This window comes from Enterobacter cloacae complex sp. 372C4 (genome assembly GCF_050030615.1).
GTDB classification, from domain to species: Bacteria; Pseudomonadota; Gammaproteobacteria; order Enterobacterales; family Enterobacteriaceae; genus Enterobacter; species Enterobacter intestinihominis.
In genome coordinates this window covers 286,055-300,764 of record NZ_JBLGUQ010000001.1, presented here as the reverse complement: position 1 = coordinate 300,764, position 14,710 = coordinate 286,055, and the positions used below count along the sequence as shown (strand labels likewise).

Here is a 14,710-nt window from a genome sequence, read left to right as displayed (position 1 = left end):
CAAATAATACCGGAAAACGAACAATAGAATTTCTCATTTTTATGTAACCTGAACCCGTCTGTACCTTCTGAGGCAGTGAGATAAAGGGAAATGGTTATCAGTATGCTCAACCATGGGGACACTAAATAACACAGTATTGTTTAAACTCTTGTTTTATAGATGATTTGACTCGGGGTGCCCTTCCTCGTGAAGGCTGAGAAATACCCGTATTACCTGATCTGGATAATGCCAGCGTAGTCCTGGCAATTATCCAAGGTAAAATCAAAGGCTTATCTGCGATTTTCGAACCGTTTTGTTTAGCCGATCACATCGAGGCTCACGAAATGGGACACCAGACCATACGCCACACCATTAAACGTAACGGGGTTTATTACGTTCGTTTTCGCCTGCCTGATAATAAGTTTTTCCGTAAGTCGTTAGAGACTGACAGCCACACCCAGGCGCAGTTGCTCATGTCTTTTGCTTCTCCTGTAATTCCACTGGTTCAACGTGGAACCATCCAACCGGATCACTTCGGTAAGCGTCTTTCCGAGTATGGCACTAGCCTGAAGCAGCAGAATGAACAATGGCTGGCGCACCAATTTCTCAGTGAAGAACGTCGCACTCTTCAGCCGATAGTTGTCCAGGAATACCGCGAGCTTGTTGCGCCTTCAGAAGATGAGGAAGAACAAACAGAAGCACAGTCAAAGGATGTGTTGACACTGGCTGGCGCTTGGAATATGTACAAAAAAGAGAAAGCCCAAAACTTGATGAAGGCAATTTCACAGGCCAATGAGCGCTTTATGGAAGTTGTTGAAAACTTGCCTAAGCGTGTAGTGCAGCCTTATCGGTCAATGACTGTTCAGCAACTGATCGAGTGTGATGATGTCCCGCCTGAAGATTTGGTTGTCGCTGAGTCTATCCACAAGCATTTGAAGATTTATAAATCGCTCTTCAAAACCTTCCTGACTGATAATAAAGATATTCTGGAGAAGTCTCCGACAGATGGAGTAGTCGCCGCACCGTCGAAAGCGAGGTTTGGAGCTTACAGTGCAGCGGAAATGAGAAAGTTTGTAGGGTGGGCGCTCAAGCAGCCTGACGGGTGGCAGAAGTGGATCACCTTGCTGTTGGCGTACACGGGAGCCAGAAGAGGGGAGATCGTCAAGCTGGAGAAATCACAAATCAAATTTGATGAAGTTAGCCAGCGGCACTATCTCCTGATCGCTGAAGGAGGACAGGGTAAAACCGAGTACGTTACAAGGCAGGTGCCGATCCATCCCAAACTGATCGAGTGGGGTTTCCTCGATTTTGTAAATCATCAATGGAAAGAGAAGATTTTCTCGCCTGTGTCTGGCAAGAATATGCCGAAGATCGGCAAAATTTTAGCCGATGTCCGCGATCAGCTTGGTATTGCGTACCGTGATGATTATGGACAGCGGCGGCTAGTTCACAGTGTCCGGCACACCATGATTTCAACCTGTTTAGCTGGCTGGGTGGGTAACTTGGCACATCTGCAACAGATGGTCGGTCATGAGAAGAGCGGCTCTGGTATTACCAGACGCTATTTGCACATCTTTCCGTTATGATCAGTTTGTTACGTGATAGATGGTTTGGCTTGGTTGTAACGTCTTGGTATTACCAGGACTAATGAAAGGGCGGTAGGGTCTGCCGCAAAGTTTCGGCTGGATTGCTGTAAAGTTCATCAGTATGATTGTGTATACCATCGCCAGTTAAGAAATGCTGAGAGATAATATGGATGTTACAGAAGACGCCTTACTACGTTCTGGCTTTACTCAATCTGATGTACAGAAGATAAAAAACAACGTTGAAAGCTATGGCGGCACGTTGGGAGAGGCGATTCAGGATCTAGCTAATCGATTCAGGATAGTTCTTTGGATCTTTTGCGCTTTCACAGCAATGTTTCTCTGGGTAATTATTTCAAATGAAATAGAATATATCATATCAACCGGGATCGGTTTATTCATAGCAATGCTGATTGCTGTTTTTGTTCAACCGCCAGTCCTTTCTTACAAATCCTGGCGGTTCTGGAGAAAATACAGGGGCTAATGATTCGGTGATTCGGTGGAAAGCAGGTCAAAAATAACCTTAGCCTTGATACCGTAGCCTACTATTTTCATAGTTAACTTGGGGCGGCTCATTGTGTTGACTTGACGGTAGTAATCGTGGGGAAGCCAACGGAACAATCGCTAGGCACCTGCTTTTCGCGCTAATCCAACAATGCTGTAGATGTTTGCGCTTAGTGTTAGAGTGTTATAAAAAGCCAGGCCAGATTCAGCCTTAAACCCCATAAACTGAGCAATATTAATCACTTTGTCAGCGACCACACCTTCAGAGTTAGATTGTCCTTCAGATAAAAATTTATTCACTTCTTTAGTTATACCGTTAGCGCCATCTGCAACTAAGAGTGCACCAGCGAGGACTCCAATAGGGGTCATCGTCGAGATCATGATCATTCCGCCGTAGAAAACCATCCCTGAAAGCACCACATTCACAGCCGAAATCACATACCCGACTATCTTGTTATTTTCCCTGACAAACTCGACCTTTGCATAAAGTTGTGCGGCTCTGGTTCTTAACAGGCGTTCTTGTTCTTGTAGATTATCTCTTTCGGCACGCAGATTTTTGATGCATGCAATGCATTCTTCATCGGTTTTGGCCCGTCGTGCAGTTTCAAATTCTTTCTCTACGACCTGCCTTATCTCTTCGACAAACTTGATACGTGTAAGACCATTTTGCAAATAGAATGCTGACAGCCGGTTTGCTGTTTCGACGAGTTTACGGGCTTCCAGATTCACCATTGTATCTGACCATGTTCTGTTCCAGCCCCTGTCGAGCAGCGCGATATCCATTGAAGACTCCTTCCCAAAATGTGTCTGGTCATTTTACGTGCATCCCGGCTTTTTTGTACCCTAAACCGGTATTCCGTAATAGTGGCAAATAGCATTAGTCAGTAATACCGGGGCTGCACTTCCTGCGATCCTCAGTGTACCTGCATATTCTTATACTCGAGACGGCTTGAGTCTAAGAAATGGATGGATACTTGTGTCACACAAACTGTCACTCATCCTGTCACTCACGGCTCTAAAGGGCCGCTTTTGCCGTTTACAAGTTTTCCCGCTGGCATTACTATCCTGACCAGGGATTAATGAGGAGCATTAATCGCAAGATTTTGATTTTGTTTTATTTGACTCGGGGTGCCCTTCCTTGTGAAGGCTGAGAAATACCCGTATTACCTGATCTGGATAATGCCAGCGTAGGGAAGTCAGATGCCTACCCGGTCATCGCTTCTTTCCGCACGGCAGGAGCGAAACCATGCAGCCTGACCTGCTCGACTCACACGTTTTACATCAATTCCGAACCCGTTCCCCGCTCACGCACTGTATGACCAACGATGTCGTGCAGACCTTCACCGCCAACGTTCTGCTCGCGCTCGGTGCTTCCCCGGCAATGGTGATCGAAGCCGAGGAAGCGGAACAGTTTGCCGCGCTTGCCGATGCCCTGCTCGTCAACGTTGGCACGCTCACCGCGCCGCGCGCCCAGTCGATGCGTCGGGCTATTGAGAGCGCGGTAGCCGCGGGCACACCCTGGGTTCTGGACCCCGTCGCGGTTGGCGCGCTGGCGTTCCGCACCCGTTTTTGCCAGCAAATATTATCCCTTAAACCTGCGGCCATTCGTGGCAACGCCTCCGAAATCCTCGCCCTTGCCGGAATGAGTGCGGGCGGACGTGGGGTCGATTCCACCGATACGGCAGCGAGCGCGTTGACCGCTGCGCAGGCGCTTGCCCGCCAGACCCACGCCGTTGTAGTCGTCACAGGGGAAGTGGATCACATCACCGACGGCCAGCGAATCCGTACGGTCGCGGGCGGCGACCCGCTGATGACCCGCGTGGCAGGAACTGGCTGTGCGCTCTCGGCGGTCGTCGCCGCCTGCTGCTCGCTGCCTGGCGACAGGCTTGATAACGCGGCGGCAGCCTGCGGCTTTATGAAGCGCGCAGGGTCAGTTGCCCTGACTCAAAGCCGGGGGCCCGGCAGCTTTGTCTCCGCGTTTCTGGACGCGCTTTACGCGCTGGAGGAACAGGTATGACGCGCATTAATGCCTTGACTATTGCGGGAACCGATCCCAGCGGCGGAGCGGGGATCCAGGCAGACCTGAAAACCTTCTCTGCGCTCGGCGCATACGGGTGCTCGGTTATCACCGCGCTGGTTGCGCAAAACACGCGCGGCGTACAGTCGGTGTATCGCATTGACCCGGATTTTGTCGCCGCGCAGCTGGATTCGGTATTCAGCGACGTACGTATCGACACCACCAAGATCGGCATGCTGGCAGAGGCGGACATTGTTGAAGCGGTCGCTGAACGTCTCAAACACTACCAGATAAAAAACGTGGTGCTTGATACCGTGATGCTGGCCAAAAGCGGCGATCCGCTGCTCTCCGCCTCGGCTGTCGATACCCTGCGTAAAAAGCTGCTGCCGCAGGTTGCGCTGATCACGCCAAACCTGCCTGAAGCCGCCGCGCTGCTGGATGCGCCACACGCGCAAAACGAACGTGAGATGAAAGAGCAGGGGAATGCGCTGCTGGCGATGGGGTGTCGCGCGGTGCTGATGAAAGGCGGCCATCTTGATGATGCAGAAAGCCCGGACTGGCTTTTCACCCACGATGGCACGCAACGTTTCACCGCGCCACGCGTCCAGACCAAAAACACCCACGGCACGGGCTGTACGCTCTCGGCGGCGCTGGCGGCGCTGCGTCCTCGTCACGCCACATGGGCGGATACGGTGCAGGAGGCAAAGGTCTGGCTCTCGGGCGCGCTGGCAAAAGCCGATTCTCTGGAAGTGGGTCACGGTATTGGTCCGGTTCACCATTTTCATGCATGGTGGTAAGCCGTATACTGGCATGAAACTCATGCCAGAGAAAAACAGAGATGGAACAAGCGCATACCCGGTTAATTGCTCAACTCAAGGAACGAATTGCCGCACCGGACAACACGCCGCTGTATCTGAAATTTGCCGAAACGGTTAAGAACGCGGTGCGCAGCGGTGTGCTCGCGCACGGTAATATTTTGCCCGGCGAGCGCGATCTGAGCCAGCTGGCCGGAGTGTCGCGTATTACGGTGCGTAAAGCCATGCAGGCGCTGGAAGAGGCTGGCGTCGTTACCCGCGCGCGTGGATACGGGACGCAAATCAACAATATCTTTGAATATTCGCTGAAAGAGGCGCGCGGCTTTTCTCAGCAGGTGGTGCTGCGTGGCAAAACGCCCAACACCCTGTGGGTCAATAAACGCATCGTGAAGTGCCCGGAAGAGATCGCCCGCCATCTTTCCCTTGCGCCGGAAAGCGATGTGTTTTTGCTTAAGCGCATCCGTTACGTGGATGACGATGCGGTATCGATAGAGGAGTCCTGGGTACCGGTAGGATTAATTCCCAACCCGGACGACATTGGCGTCTCGCTTTATGATTACTTCCGCAGCCAGAATATCTTTCCGCAGCGCACCCGTTCCCGCGTCAGCGCCCGGATGCCGGACAGCGAGTTTCAGGCACATATCAAGATGGACGATAAAATACCGGTGCTGGTGATCAAGCAAGTCGCGCTCGATCAACAGCAGCGGCCAATTGAGTACAGCATCAGCTACTGCCGCAGCGACCTATACGTCTTTGTGTGCGAGGAGTAGGGCCTCGCGCGTGGGGGCGCAGTCTCCACCGCGATGGCTGACTACCCAGGCGGCCACGGCATTGCCAAGCTGCACCGACTCTGGCAGTGACCATCCCGCAGCCAGCCCGGCAAGGGTACCTCCCGCATGGCTGTCACCGGCGCCGATGGTATCGACCACGGTAGCAGGAAACGCCGGAACGTGTCCGGAAGCGTCACCGTCGTACCAGACCGCCCCGTCTTTATCATGGCGTACGATTAGCGCAGCGCCAAACCGTTGCTGCCACTGAGTGCCGAGCTGTTCCACGTTCACGCCAAGCCATTCGGCGGCAAGTTCCGCCTCCTGCCGATTGAGCGAGACAACCGGTTTACGGGCCATAATCCGCGCCATCAGCGGGTCGGGAATATCCGCGATGCGCGGACCGAAATCGATAAAGAGCGTCACATCCTGAAGACGTTCCACCCAGGCCGTCAGCAGCTCGCCGCTGGGCGACGCCAGCTGGTAGCCGGACAAATAGACCAGGCTTTTCTCCGGCACGCTTAACCCGTCCAGCCAGCGTTGCTGCCACTGATTCTCCACACCGCTAAACGACATGAAGGTCCGTTCACCATCAGGCTCCACCAGCGCCAGGCACCAGCCGTTATCGCCCGTTTCCGCTTCCACGGCGCTGTGCAGATCCTGCTTCGCCATGGCATTACGGATAATATCGGACCACACGCCGTGGCCAACGGGAAGCGCGTTTTGCGCTGCAATGCCGAGCCGCTTGAGGGCGATGGCGATATTCAGCGCGCAGCCGCCAATATTCACTCCCTGTTGCTTAAGCTCGATATCACACCCGCGCCAGGGCAGGGCGTAGGCGTCGGCAATCACGTCGATGACCGCCGCGCCGAGCACCGTTACGGGGCGCGTAGCGTGAAGGGTTTCGAGACGGCGGGCAAAAGCACTCATACGCCCTCCCTTTGCTCCCGGAAGTGCAGCAGTTTTTCGCAGTAGCGTCCGAAATCAAGCTGGTTTACGGCATCAAGTTCGCTTTTAAGCGCCGGATCAATGGCCTGTACACCGTGCAGCGCGCCACAGATGGCCGTTGCCATCGCGCCGATAGTGTCCGTATCACCGCCCAGGTTAGCGCATAACACCGCGCAGCGGTTCGGATCGGTGCCCGCAAGTTCGACCATCGCAATCGCCGCCGGAACGGACTCCAGGGTGCTCGTGCCCGCGCCAATAAGCTGATAGATCTGCTCGCTGGCGGACTCCGTACCGTTGGCTTCGCGCACGGTTTTCAGGGCCAGCTCAATACGAGCGGAAAGCGATGCGCTGAAAGTGGTCGTGTTCGCCTCCTGCGCCGCACGGGCAATACCCGGCAGGGCATCGGCGATGTTCTGCCAGCGCTCGCCGTCGATAGCGCGTGAAACCGCCCACGCGATCACCACCGCACCGGCGATGGCGAGATCCGATTTATGGGTCGGGCTGGAGGCTAACGCAACCTGTTCAACAAAATGTGCCAGACGCGTGGCCGGTAGCAGGCATCCCAGCGGGGAGGCGCGCATCGCCGCCCCGTTGGTGACGCCGTTATTTTCCAGCTCGCTCACCGGCTTGCCGTCACGGATGGCGTTCAGGGCAATTTTGGAGGTCGGGCCGAGCACATTCTTATTGAACGCGTCAAAATCCAGCGCCCAGTCCAGAATATGCTTACCGATTACGTCAGGATTAATTTCCCCGTCGCATTCGATAATCGCGTCGGCCAGGCACAGCGCCATCGACGTATCATCCGTAAATTCGGCCTGATTAAAGTAGCAGGCGGCATTATTCTCAGCCGGGCCGGGTAAGAAACGGTCGATCCAGCCGAAGTGCGCTTTCACCCGCTTGCGCGGCCACAGTTCAGACGGCATCCCCATCGCATCCCCTAACGCCTGCCCGTAAAGAGCACCGAGAATACGGTCTTGTTTCATTTAACTTCCCCTCGTGTCAGCGCGGTATCGCCATCAACCACCTCAATTGCGGTGATCTCTTTATCCGATTCGCGGAAAAACAGCATAAACAGCACGGCAATCACTACAATCATGATTGCACCAAACGTCCACATTCCGGCCCAGTTGAAGGTCAGCCCATTCACCGGCTCTTTATAGGCGAACATTTTTTCCATCATCACGCCGCCGAGACGGTAACCCAGCAGGCTACCAAAGCCCTGACAGCACAGCGTGATCAAGCCCTGCGCCGCGTTGCGCATATGCACGGGCGCTTTTTTATCCACGTAGATATACGCGGTGACGTAATAGAAGTCATAGCTTACGCCGTGCAGCAGAATGCCGAGGAACAGCAGGGCGTAGGTGAAGTATTGTTCGGCGCCGCCGTAAACAAAGAAGCCGTAGCGAATGGCGGCGGTGATCAGCCCCAGCAGCAAGACCTTCTTAATACCAAAGCGTTTGGTAAAGAACGGCAGAGCGAGCATGAAGAAGATTTCAGAGAACTGGCCGAGGGTCATCCAGCCGGTGGCGTTTTTCATCCCCACTTCGGTGAGATAGCCGTTGGCAAAGATGTAGTAGAAAGCCAGCGGCATGGCGAACAGGAATGAGCAGAAGAAGAACACCAGGAAGTTTTTATCGCGCAGCAGGATCAGCGCATCCAGCCCCAGCATCACTTTGATATCCAGCTTGCCGGTGCTCTTCGGCGGGGTATTCGGCAGGAAAAGTGCGAAGACGCCGAGCAGAAGGGAGCTGGCAGCGGTCATCAGCAGCGGGATATTGGTGTCAGAGATGTCGCTATAGCCCATCATCTGCGGCAGGAAGCCGCACGCCAGGCCGGATGCAATCCAGCCGATGGTGCCCATCACGCGGATGCGCGGGAAATCAGCCTCCACGTCATCGACGTTCGCAAAAGCGATGCTGTTCGTCAGCGCGATGGTCGGCATATAGGTCAGGGAGTAGGCCAGCAACAGCGGGAAGAAGGTGCTGAACTGGGTTTGCTGTGCTGCGAAATACATCAGAATCGCGCCAGCGAACATCAGCACGGCCAGCACTTTCTGGGCGGCGAAGAAACGGTCGGTCAGCGAGCCGACCAGGATAGGAGAGAGGATCGCGGCAATAGCGGTACAGGCATAGGACCAGCCAATTTCCCCGGCGGTAAACCCGCTCTTGCTCAGCCACAGCCACAGCGGCACAAACCACGCGCCCCAGATAAACCATTCAACAAACATCATGAATGACAGTTGGACTTTCGTTTTCATTTTTTAATCCTGCATGTCAGAGGTACGCATGTAACATACCATGTGATAATACCTTTTAAATACCTTTAAGGCGATTGTTTGATCAGTGTAACAAAAATGTTGTACATGAAACGAGCCAGCAGATTGCGCTTAAAAAAGTTGCAAATGGTGGAAAATAGGTTAAGTCGGTACCAGGCTTAGTCTGCCTGCAAAAACGTGGGCTTGGATCACACGCTCCGACATCATGTCGGACATACGGGAGCATCACTATGACTGATATTGCGCAGCTGCTTGGCAAAGACGCCGACAGCCTTTTACAGCATCGTTGTATGACCATTCCAGCCGACCAGCTTTATCTGCCTGGCCATGATTACGTAGACCGCGTCATGGTCGACAACAACCGTCCTCCTGCCGTACTGCGAAACATGCAGACGCTTTATAATACCGGCCGCCTGGGCGGAACCGGGTACCTCTCTATTCTGCCCGTTGACCAGGGCGTTGAACACTCTGCGGGGGCATCGTTTGCCGCGAACCCGCTCTATTTTGATCCGAAAAATATCGTCGAGCTGGCAATTGAGGCAGGCTGTAACTGCGTGGCCTCCACCTATGGCGTGCTGGCCTCCGTGTCGCGTCGCTATGCCCACCGCATTCCGTTCCTCGTTAAGCTGAACCACAACGAAACCCTGAGCTACCCAACCGAATACGACCAGACGCTCTACGCCAGCGTCGAGCAGGCGTTCAATATGGGTGCGGTGGCGGTCGGGGCAACCATCTATTTCGGTTCTGAACAGTCGCGTCGTCAGATAGAAGAGATCTCCGCGGCGTTCGAGCGCGCCCACGAGCTGGGCATGGTAACCGTGCTGTGGGCCTATCTGCGTAACGGCTCGTTCAAAAAAGACGGTGTGGATTACCACGTGTCTGCGGATCTGACCGGTCAGGCAAACCACCTTGCGGCGACCATCGGCGCGGACATCGTGAAGCAGAAAATGGCCGAGAATAACGGCGGCTATAAAGCGGTGAACTTTGGCTATACCGACGACCGCGTCTACAGCAAGCTGACTAGCGACAACCCGATCGATCTGGTGCGCTACCAGCTGGCAAACTGCTATATGGGCCGCGCCGGGCTGATTAACTCCGGCGGTGCGGCAGGCGGTGAAACCGATCTGACCGACGCGGTGCGCACGGCGGTGATTAACAAACGCGCTGGCGGCATGGGGCTGATCCTCGGCCGTAAGGCGTTCAAAAAATCTATGGCCGACGGCGTGAAGCTGATCAACGCGGTTCAGGACGTCTATCTGGACAGTAAGGTCACGATCGCTTAAGTCTTTTCCCCTCACCCTAACCCTCTCCCCAACGGGGAGAGGGGACTGTTCAGTGCATACGGGAAGAGGGCCGCCACCCGGCAACACATCAGCGCAAAAGCTGACAGTCCGGCGGCAATCGGCACTGCAACGCCCCGGGCAACACCTCAATGCGGAATCGCTCGCCGCTGAGCGGCTCTCCGTCGAGATTAAAGGTCATGCCGTGTGGGGCGATCACCTCAAACCACGCGGATGTGCCGTCGATGATATTGGGGCTCTCCTCTGGCTGCGTCAGTGTCGTAAACAGCGCAGGCAGCAGCCCGTCGCCGGTAAAAATACGCAGCTGTAATTGACCGTCGTTGATCAGCGCTTCCGGGCAAAGCTGCTGTCCGCCGCCTGCCTGACGCCCGTTGCCGATACCAATCACCAGCGCGTCGCCCTGCCAGTGGAAGTTTTCACCTTGGATCTCACAGCTGTCGGGCCTGAGCGTGTCCATGCGCATCAGACCATGGATGAGATACGAAACGCCGCCCAGCGCGGCCTTCAGTTTTTCCGGCGTTTCGCTGGTAATGCGGGTGCCGAACCCGCCGGTCGCCATATTGATAAAGCAGGTTCTTTCATTCACCTGCGCAATATCGACGGCGGTCGCTTTCCCGAGGATAGCCAGTTGCAGTGCTTTGCCTAAATCCTCAGGTATACCGGCGCTGGTGGCAAAATCGTTGGCGGTACCGAGCGGTAAAATCCCCATCGCCGGGCGAGCTGCGTCGTTGAGGTCAATGAGCGCACCGGCGATCTCGTTGATCGTTCCGTCGCCGCCGCCGGAAATGATGGTCTGAACACCTAACCTGATGCCCTCGTCGATGTAGCGCGCCGCATCGCCTTTTTCAAACGTTACTCGCACGTGTATGCATGCTCCGTCTTCACGCAATTCGGTAATCGCCTGGCGCAGCAGATCGTTGCCTGCACTCTTGCCGTTAAGAATTAATAAACTGTCTGGATAGGTTGCCATCCGGGTTGCTCCCTTTTTTAGCTATAGAAAGAGTGTATCCCAGAGAGGGAAAAAGCGGGTAAGAACAGGATGAAAGGCAAAAAATAAGCCCGCGTAAGGGCTTTGAAATCGACTAAAGAACCCCGTAGCGCTTACAATGCATACTACTGCCGCTCAATTGACTATTGTGGTCAACGTTTGAGGTGTGACATTGGCCTTGCCTCGATTTTGAGCTGCTTACGCCAGACCCGATTATGTAGCGTTAGCGCAATGGAGCGGTAAAAAATCGATGAATTCATCCACATAATGTTCAGAAAGAAACATCCCAGCCCCAGCAAAGAGGTTATTTGCGGTGTGTAGTTCTCAACAGGGCCGAATAAAAGCGAAATCCCCGTCCAGATGAAATAAATGATGCTCATTATGCCTGTCAGCGTAATGACGAAAATATGCAGTTTATATCCAGGTAAAGAACCTCGTGTAGTCAGAAACATCGTGCTCATCACTACCAGACAATACACAATCGCTGCAATGAATACTCCCATCATAACCTTAAATTCGGGTAAGCCGAGCCAGCGAAACAGCAACAACCAGAGGGATACTTGCAGCATGGCGTAGCAAAAAATAGCCAGTAACGTGCTCACTGCCAAAGGAATTCCTGTCATATGGACGCCCACAGGAACGCCGAACCGATCTTTTAACTGTTCTTTTAATGTTTCAAGCTGGTTGGGATCATCGGTCGCCATTTTACTTTTAACCAAAGCACTTAATGCAAGGCTATCTTTAATGTATTTCATCATGGACGGGTCAATAACTTCCTGTAAATGAAAAAGACTGAATTAAACCAAAAATGTATTTACCCGTTTGTGCAACATTCTGTGGATTTCTGATATTTCCTGAGATGGCACTTCCAACGAAGGCAGAAGAATTTGAAATGGTATTCAGCAACTCACGCTGTAAGAGCAACTGCAACGCTTCTGACGGATAACGTTTGGGATACACGCCTGCCTTCATTGCTGCTTTTACACCTGAATTCGAGATGCCGGGATTGCGGATACGAATAATCTCCTCTGTTAATCGCGTACGGTCGGCCCGGCTCATTTTTTGTAATAAGGAGAGCAAACTCTCAGACGATGAACGGTTAAGAAGGCGATATGTTAATGCAGCGCTTTTTAAACCCGCAGCAGCCCCGGCAAGAGAAATCGCATCCAGGGCTGTGTTGGTTGCTGTATACCACTCCTGGGAGTCCATCCACGCAACGTAGTCATCGTGATTCATAGCAATCAACGATAGTCGGCCAAGCCCATTTGCACATTGAATTCCAGTTGCTACACCACCGGCTAAAATCACAGCGGCTATAGCACCGGAAGACCCTGCAGTGAGAGGTATAGCCATACCGGCCCCTGCCGCAAGTACAACAGTAAGAATTGCGGCTCCGCAGGAAATTGCCGTTGAACCAATTTCAGTCGCCAGGGAAGGGGACTGAATCGTAGCCGTTGTTGCGTGAACGGGGTTAACTTGTGAGGCATTTACTTTGGTTATGACTACATGACTAACCGAGCTTTCGTTTGGTGTCGCAATCCTTCTTGATGGCCGTACTAGCCACTGACGTGTACCGTCTGAGTAGATAATCCCGGCCTGGCTAAAATTTCTGCTGCAGTCCAGTTGACCTGCAAGTGCTGTGAAATTTATATCGCCGCCAGAGGCAAGACCAAGACTGCGTGCGAGTTCGTAATCTGGAAGATCCTTTGAAAGTTGTCCTGTGAATGTCACTTCATCTCTCCGTCCGTGTGAAACGTTGATTGTTAATAAATCAAGAGTAAAGGTCCTGTTAACACTTAAAATTAGGAATGTTCCGAATAGTGTTCATCCCTCTCAAATCCATTAAAAATGTGATTAGGATCCTTTGTTCGTTCGACTTGCTTAGATGATACGCCTAATGCTGACACAAACCTTTCCCGGGTCAATGCAACGCCATATTTATCAGGGGGAAAAATTTCAGGAGTTAACAAAAAAATAAGCCCGCGTAAGGGAGATTACGCAGGCTAAGGAGGTGGTTCCTGGTACAGCTAGCATTTATGGGTTATGTTTTTCAGCGGGGGGATAATACCCGTATTGAACGAAGCGGTATGTGATCCGATTCTAAGAATTATCCCAGCGTGAAAAAATCCCGTTGATTGACTATTTGCCGTGCGGATTTCGGGTATTTTCACCTTCAAAATTGCGCATCAGCAGCGCAAACTCCAGCTCTACTTCTTCAGGAACCGGCAGCCAGACCACATGGCCATCGCCAGGTGCGACCTCAATCGCCTCACCTTTTTTGTTTTCCAGATGCTCCAGGCGGAAGTTCATGTTGCCCTGCGGTGTCATCAGCTCCAGGCTGTCGCCTTTAGTGAATTTGTTTTTTACGGCGACGGCGGCCAGCGGGCCTTTACGCTCGCCGGTGAAGTCGCCTACAAACTGCTGGCGTTCGGAAATCGAATAGCCATGCTCGTAGTTCTGGTAGTCGTCGTGGGTATGTCGACGCAGGAAACCTTCGGTATAGCCGCGATGCGCCAGACCTTCCAGCGTTTCCAGCAGGCTGGTGTCGAACGGTTTACCGGCGGCGGCATCGTCGATGGCTTTGCGATACACCTGCGCGGTACGAGCGCAGTAGTAGTAGGACTTGGTGCGGCCTTCGATTTTCAGGGAGTGTACGCCCATCTGGGTTAAACGCTCGACGTGTGCGATGGCGCGCAGATCTTTCGAGTTCATGATGTAGGTGCCGTGCTCGTCTTCAAAGGCGGTCATGTATTCACCCGGACGTTTGGCTTCTTCGATCATAAACACGCTGTCGGTAGGCGCGCCGATGCCCAGCGTTGGCTCAACGTTGGTGACCGGGATCGGCTCGTGTTTGTGCACGATATTGCCGATGTCATCCTCTTTGCCTTCCTGAACGTTATATTCCCAGCGGCAGGCGTTGGTGCAGGTGCCCTGGTTCGGGTCACGCTTGTTGATATAGCCAGAGAGCAGGCAGCGGCCGGAGTAGGCCATGCACAGCGCGCCGTGAACGAAGATTTCGATCTCCATATCCGGCACCTGGGTGCGGATCTCTTCGATCTCTTCGAGAGACAGCTCGCGGGACAGAATGACGCGGGTCAGCCCCATCTGCTTCCAGAATTTCACCGTTGCCCAGTTGACGGCGTTAGCCTGCACCGAGAGGTGAATGTCCATATCAGGGAAGTTCTCCCGAACCAGCATGATTAAACCCGGGTCCGACATGATCAGCGCGTCCGGCCCCATCTCCACGACCGGCTTCAGGTCACGAATGAACGTTTTCAGCTTGGCGTTGTGCGGCGCGATGTTCACCACCACGTAGAATTTTTTGCCCAGGGCATGCGCTTCATTGATGCCGAGCTGAAGATTCTCGTGGTTGAATTCGTTGTTACGCACGCGCAGCGAATAGCGCGGCTGGCCCGCGTAGACGGCGTCGGCACCATAGGCGAAAGCGTAACGCATATTTTGCAGCGTTCCCGCCGGGGAAAGGAGTTCCGGTTTAAACATGTTTGTTCTCGTTCTGATGACAGGTCAGATCC

At 53.4% G+C, this 14,710-nt stretch carries 13 protein-coding genes, 1 pseudogene and 1 riboswitch; of the genes and pseudogenes, 6 read left to right on the top strand and 8 right to left on the bottom strand.

Features of this window, described 5'->3' with window-relative positions:
• The first annotated feature begins 323 nt into the window (after positions 1–323).
• Positions 324–1,565 (top strand): tyrosine-type recombinase/integrase, encoded by a 1,242-nt coding sequence (locus ACQG11_RS01495; RefSeq protein WP_426728123.1) that lies wholly within the window; start codon positions 324–326, stop codon positions 1,563–1,565.
• A 166-nt stretch (positions 1,566–1,731) separates the two neighbouring features.
• The gene (locus tag ACQG11_RS01490) at positions 1,732–2,046 is read left to right on the top strand and encodes a hypothetical protein (protein ID WP_232934171.1); all 315 of its coding nucleotides are present in this window, start codon (positions 1,732–1,734) and stop codon (positions 2,044–2,046) included.
• Here ACQG11_RS01490 and ACQG11_RS01485 read toward each other — a convergent pair.
• Positions 2,043–2,849, bottom strand: a pseudogene (locus ACQG11_RS01485) (DUF4225 domain-containing protein). The gene ACQG11_RS01490 and the pseudogene ACQG11_RS01485 sit on opposite strands and share 4 nt — an antisense overlap.
• Before the next feature lie 331 nt (positions 2,850–3,180).
• Positions 3,181–3,277, top strand: a riboswitch (TPP riboswitch).
• A gap of 35 nt (positions 3,278–3,312) precedes the next feature.
• Between ACQG11_RS01485 and thiM the strand changes: the two are divergent.
• The 3 genes from thiM to ACQG11_RS01470 are packed head-to-tail and all read left to right on the top strand — an operon-like array spanning position 3,313 to position 5,668.
• Positions 3,313–4,083: a hydroxyethylthiazole kinase gene (gene thiM / locus ACQG11_RS01480; RefSeq protein ID WP_154051439.1), complete on the top strand. Its 771-nt coding sequence runs from the start codon at positions 3,313–3,315 to the stop codon at positions 4,081–4,083.
• Entirely contained in the window at positions 4,080–4,880 is an 801-nt protein-coding gene (gene thiD, locus ACQG11_RS01475) for a bifunctional hydroxymethylpyrimidine kinase/phosphomethylpyrimidine kinase (RefSeq protein ID WP_023300565.1), read from the top strand. Before thiM ends, thiD begins: the two co-directional genes overlap by 4 nt.
• Before the next feature lie 41 nt (positions 4,881–4,921).
• The gene (locus ACQG11_RS01470; RefSeq protein WP_022648658.1) at positions 4,922–5,668 is read left to right on the top strand and encodes a GntR family transcriptional regulator; all 747 of its coding nucleotides are present in this window, start codon (positions 4,922–4,924) and stop codon (positions 5,666–5,668) included.
• On the opposite strand, the gene ACQG11_RS01465 is transcribed toward ACQG11_RS01470, so the two are convergent.
• The 3 genes from ACQG11_RS01465 to ACQG11_RS01455 are packed head-to-tail and all read right to left on the bottom strand — an operon-like array spanning position 5,642 to position 8,870.
• Positions 5,642–6,595 carry a PfkB family carbohydrate kinase gene (locus ACQG11_RS01465; protein ID WP_426728122.1) on the bottom strand — a complete coding sequence of 318 codons (954 nt, stop codon included), beginning with the start codon at positions 6,593–6,595 and terminating at the stop codon, positions 5,642–5,644. The two genes, ACQG11_RS01470 and ACQG11_RS01465, sit on opposite strands and share 27 nt — an antisense overlap.
• Positions 6,592–7,596, bottom strand: a complete 1,005-nt coding sequence (locus ACQG11_RS01460; protein WP_023300562.1) for an ADP-ribosylglycohydrolase family protein — start codon at positions 7,594–7,596, stop codon at positions 6,592–6,594. The genes ACQG11_RS01465 and ACQG11_RS01460 overlap by 4 nt, the downstream gene beginning before the upstream one ends.
• Positions 7,593–8,870 (bottom strand): nucleoside permease, encoded by a 1,278-nt coding sequence (locus tag ACQG11_RS01455; protein WP_022648655.1) that lies wholly within the window; start codon positions 8,868–8,870, stop codon positions 7,593–7,595. Before ACQG11_RS01455 ends, ACQG11_RS01460 begins: the two co-directional genes overlap by 4 nt.
• Positions 8,871–9,118: 248 nt before the next feature.
• Here ACQG11_RS01455 and fbaB point away from each other — a divergent pair, with 248 nt between their 5' ends.
• Positions 9,119–10,171, top strand: a complete 1,053-nt coding sequence (gene fbaB, locus ACQG11_RS01450) for a class I fructose-bisphosphate aldolase (protein WP_022648654.1) — start codon at positions 9,119–9,121, stop codon at positions 10,169–10,171.
• An 88-nt stretch (positions 10,172–10,259) separates the two neighbouring features.
• On the opposite strand, the gene yegS is transcribed toward fbaB, so the two are convergent.
• The 4 genes from yegS to yegQ all read right to left on the bottom strand — a co-directional run bounded on the left by yegS (position 10,260) and on the right by yegQ (position 14,678).
• Positions 10,260–11,159 carry a lipid kinase YegS gene (gene yegS, locus ACQG11_RS01445; RefSeq protein WP_045622991.1) on the bottom strand — a complete coding sequence of 300 codons (900 nt, stop codon included), beginning with the start codon at positions 11,157–11,159 and terminating at the stop codon, positions 10,260–10,262.
• A 170-nt stretch (positions 11,160–11,329) separates the two neighbouring features.
• Positions 11,330–11,935, bottom strand: a complete 606-nt coding sequence (locus ACQG11_RS01440; RefSeq protein WP_023306583.1) for a hypothetical protein — start codon at positions 11,933–11,935, stop codon at positions 11,330–11,332.
• A gap of 7 nt (positions 11,936–11,942) precedes the next feature.
• The gene (locus tag ACQG11_RS01435) at positions 11,943–12,908 is read right to left on the bottom strand and encodes a hypothetical protein (protein ID WP_023300559.1); all 966 of its coding nucleotides are present in this window, start codon (positions 12,906–12,908) and stop codon (positions 11,943–11,945) included.
• Positions 12,909–13,316: 408 nt separating this feature from the next.
• Complete coding sequence (gene yegQ / locus ACQG11_RS01430) at positions 13,317–14,678, bottom strand: tRNA 5-hydroxyuridine modification protein YegQ (RefSeq protein WP_038416385.1); 1,362 nt, start codon at positions 14,676–14,678, stop codon at positions 13,317–13,319.
• Positions 14,679–14,710: the final 32 nt, after the last annotated feature.

What these genes read in the sequence shown, in the direction of transcription:
- ACQG11_RS01495 (WP_426728123.1), top strand. Translation starts at nt 324, where the DNA reads ATGGGACACCAGACCATACGCCACACCATTAAACGTAACGGGGTTTAT.
- ACQG11_RS01490 (WP_232934171.1), top strand. Translation starts at nt 1,732, where the DNA reads ATGGATGTTACAGAAGACGCCTTACTACGTTCTGGCTTTACTCAATCT.
- thiM (WP_154051439.1), top strand. Translation starts at nt 3,313, where the DNA reads ATGCAGCCTGACCTGCTCGACTCACACGTTTTACATCAATTCCGAACC.
- thiD (WP_023300565.1), top strand. Translation starts at nt 4,080, where the DNA reads ATGACGCGCATTAATGCCTTGACTATTGCGGGAACCGATCCCAGCGGC.
- ACQG11_RS01470 (WP_022648658.1), top strand. Translation starts at nt 4,922, where the DNA reads ATGGAACAAGCGCATACCCGGTTAATTGCTCAACTCAAGGAACGAATT.
- ACQG11_RS01465 (WP_426728122.1), bottom strand. Translation starts at nt 6,595, where the DNA reads ATGAGTGCTTTTGCCCGCCGTCTCGAAACCCTTCACGCTACGCGCCCC.
- ACQG11_RS01460 (WP_023300562.1), bottom strand. Translation starts at nt 7,596, where the DNA reads ATGAAACAAGACCGTATTCTCGGTGCTCTTTACGGGCAGGCGTTAGGG.
- ACQG11_RS01455 (WP_022648655.1), bottom strand. Translation starts at nt 8,870, where the DNA reads ATGAAAACGAAAGTCCAACTGTCATTCATGATGTTTGTTGAATGGTTT.
- fbaB (WP_022648654.1), top strand. Translation starts at nt 9,119, where the DNA reads ATGACTGATATTGCGCAGCTGCTTGGCAAAGACGCCGACAGCCTTTTA.
- yegS (WP_045622991.1), bottom strand. Translation starts at nt 11,159, where the DNA reads ATGGCAACCTATCCAGACAGTTTATTAATTCTTAACGGCAAGAGTGCA.
- ACQG11_RS01440 (WP_023306583.1), bottom strand. Translation starts at nt 11,935, where the DNA reads ATGATGAAATACATTAAAGATAGCCTTGCATTAAGTGCTTTGGTTAAA.
- yegQ (WP_038416385.1), bottom strand. Translation starts at nt 14,678, where the DNA reads ATGTTTAAACCGGAACTCCTTTCCCCGGCGGGAACGCTGCAAAATATG.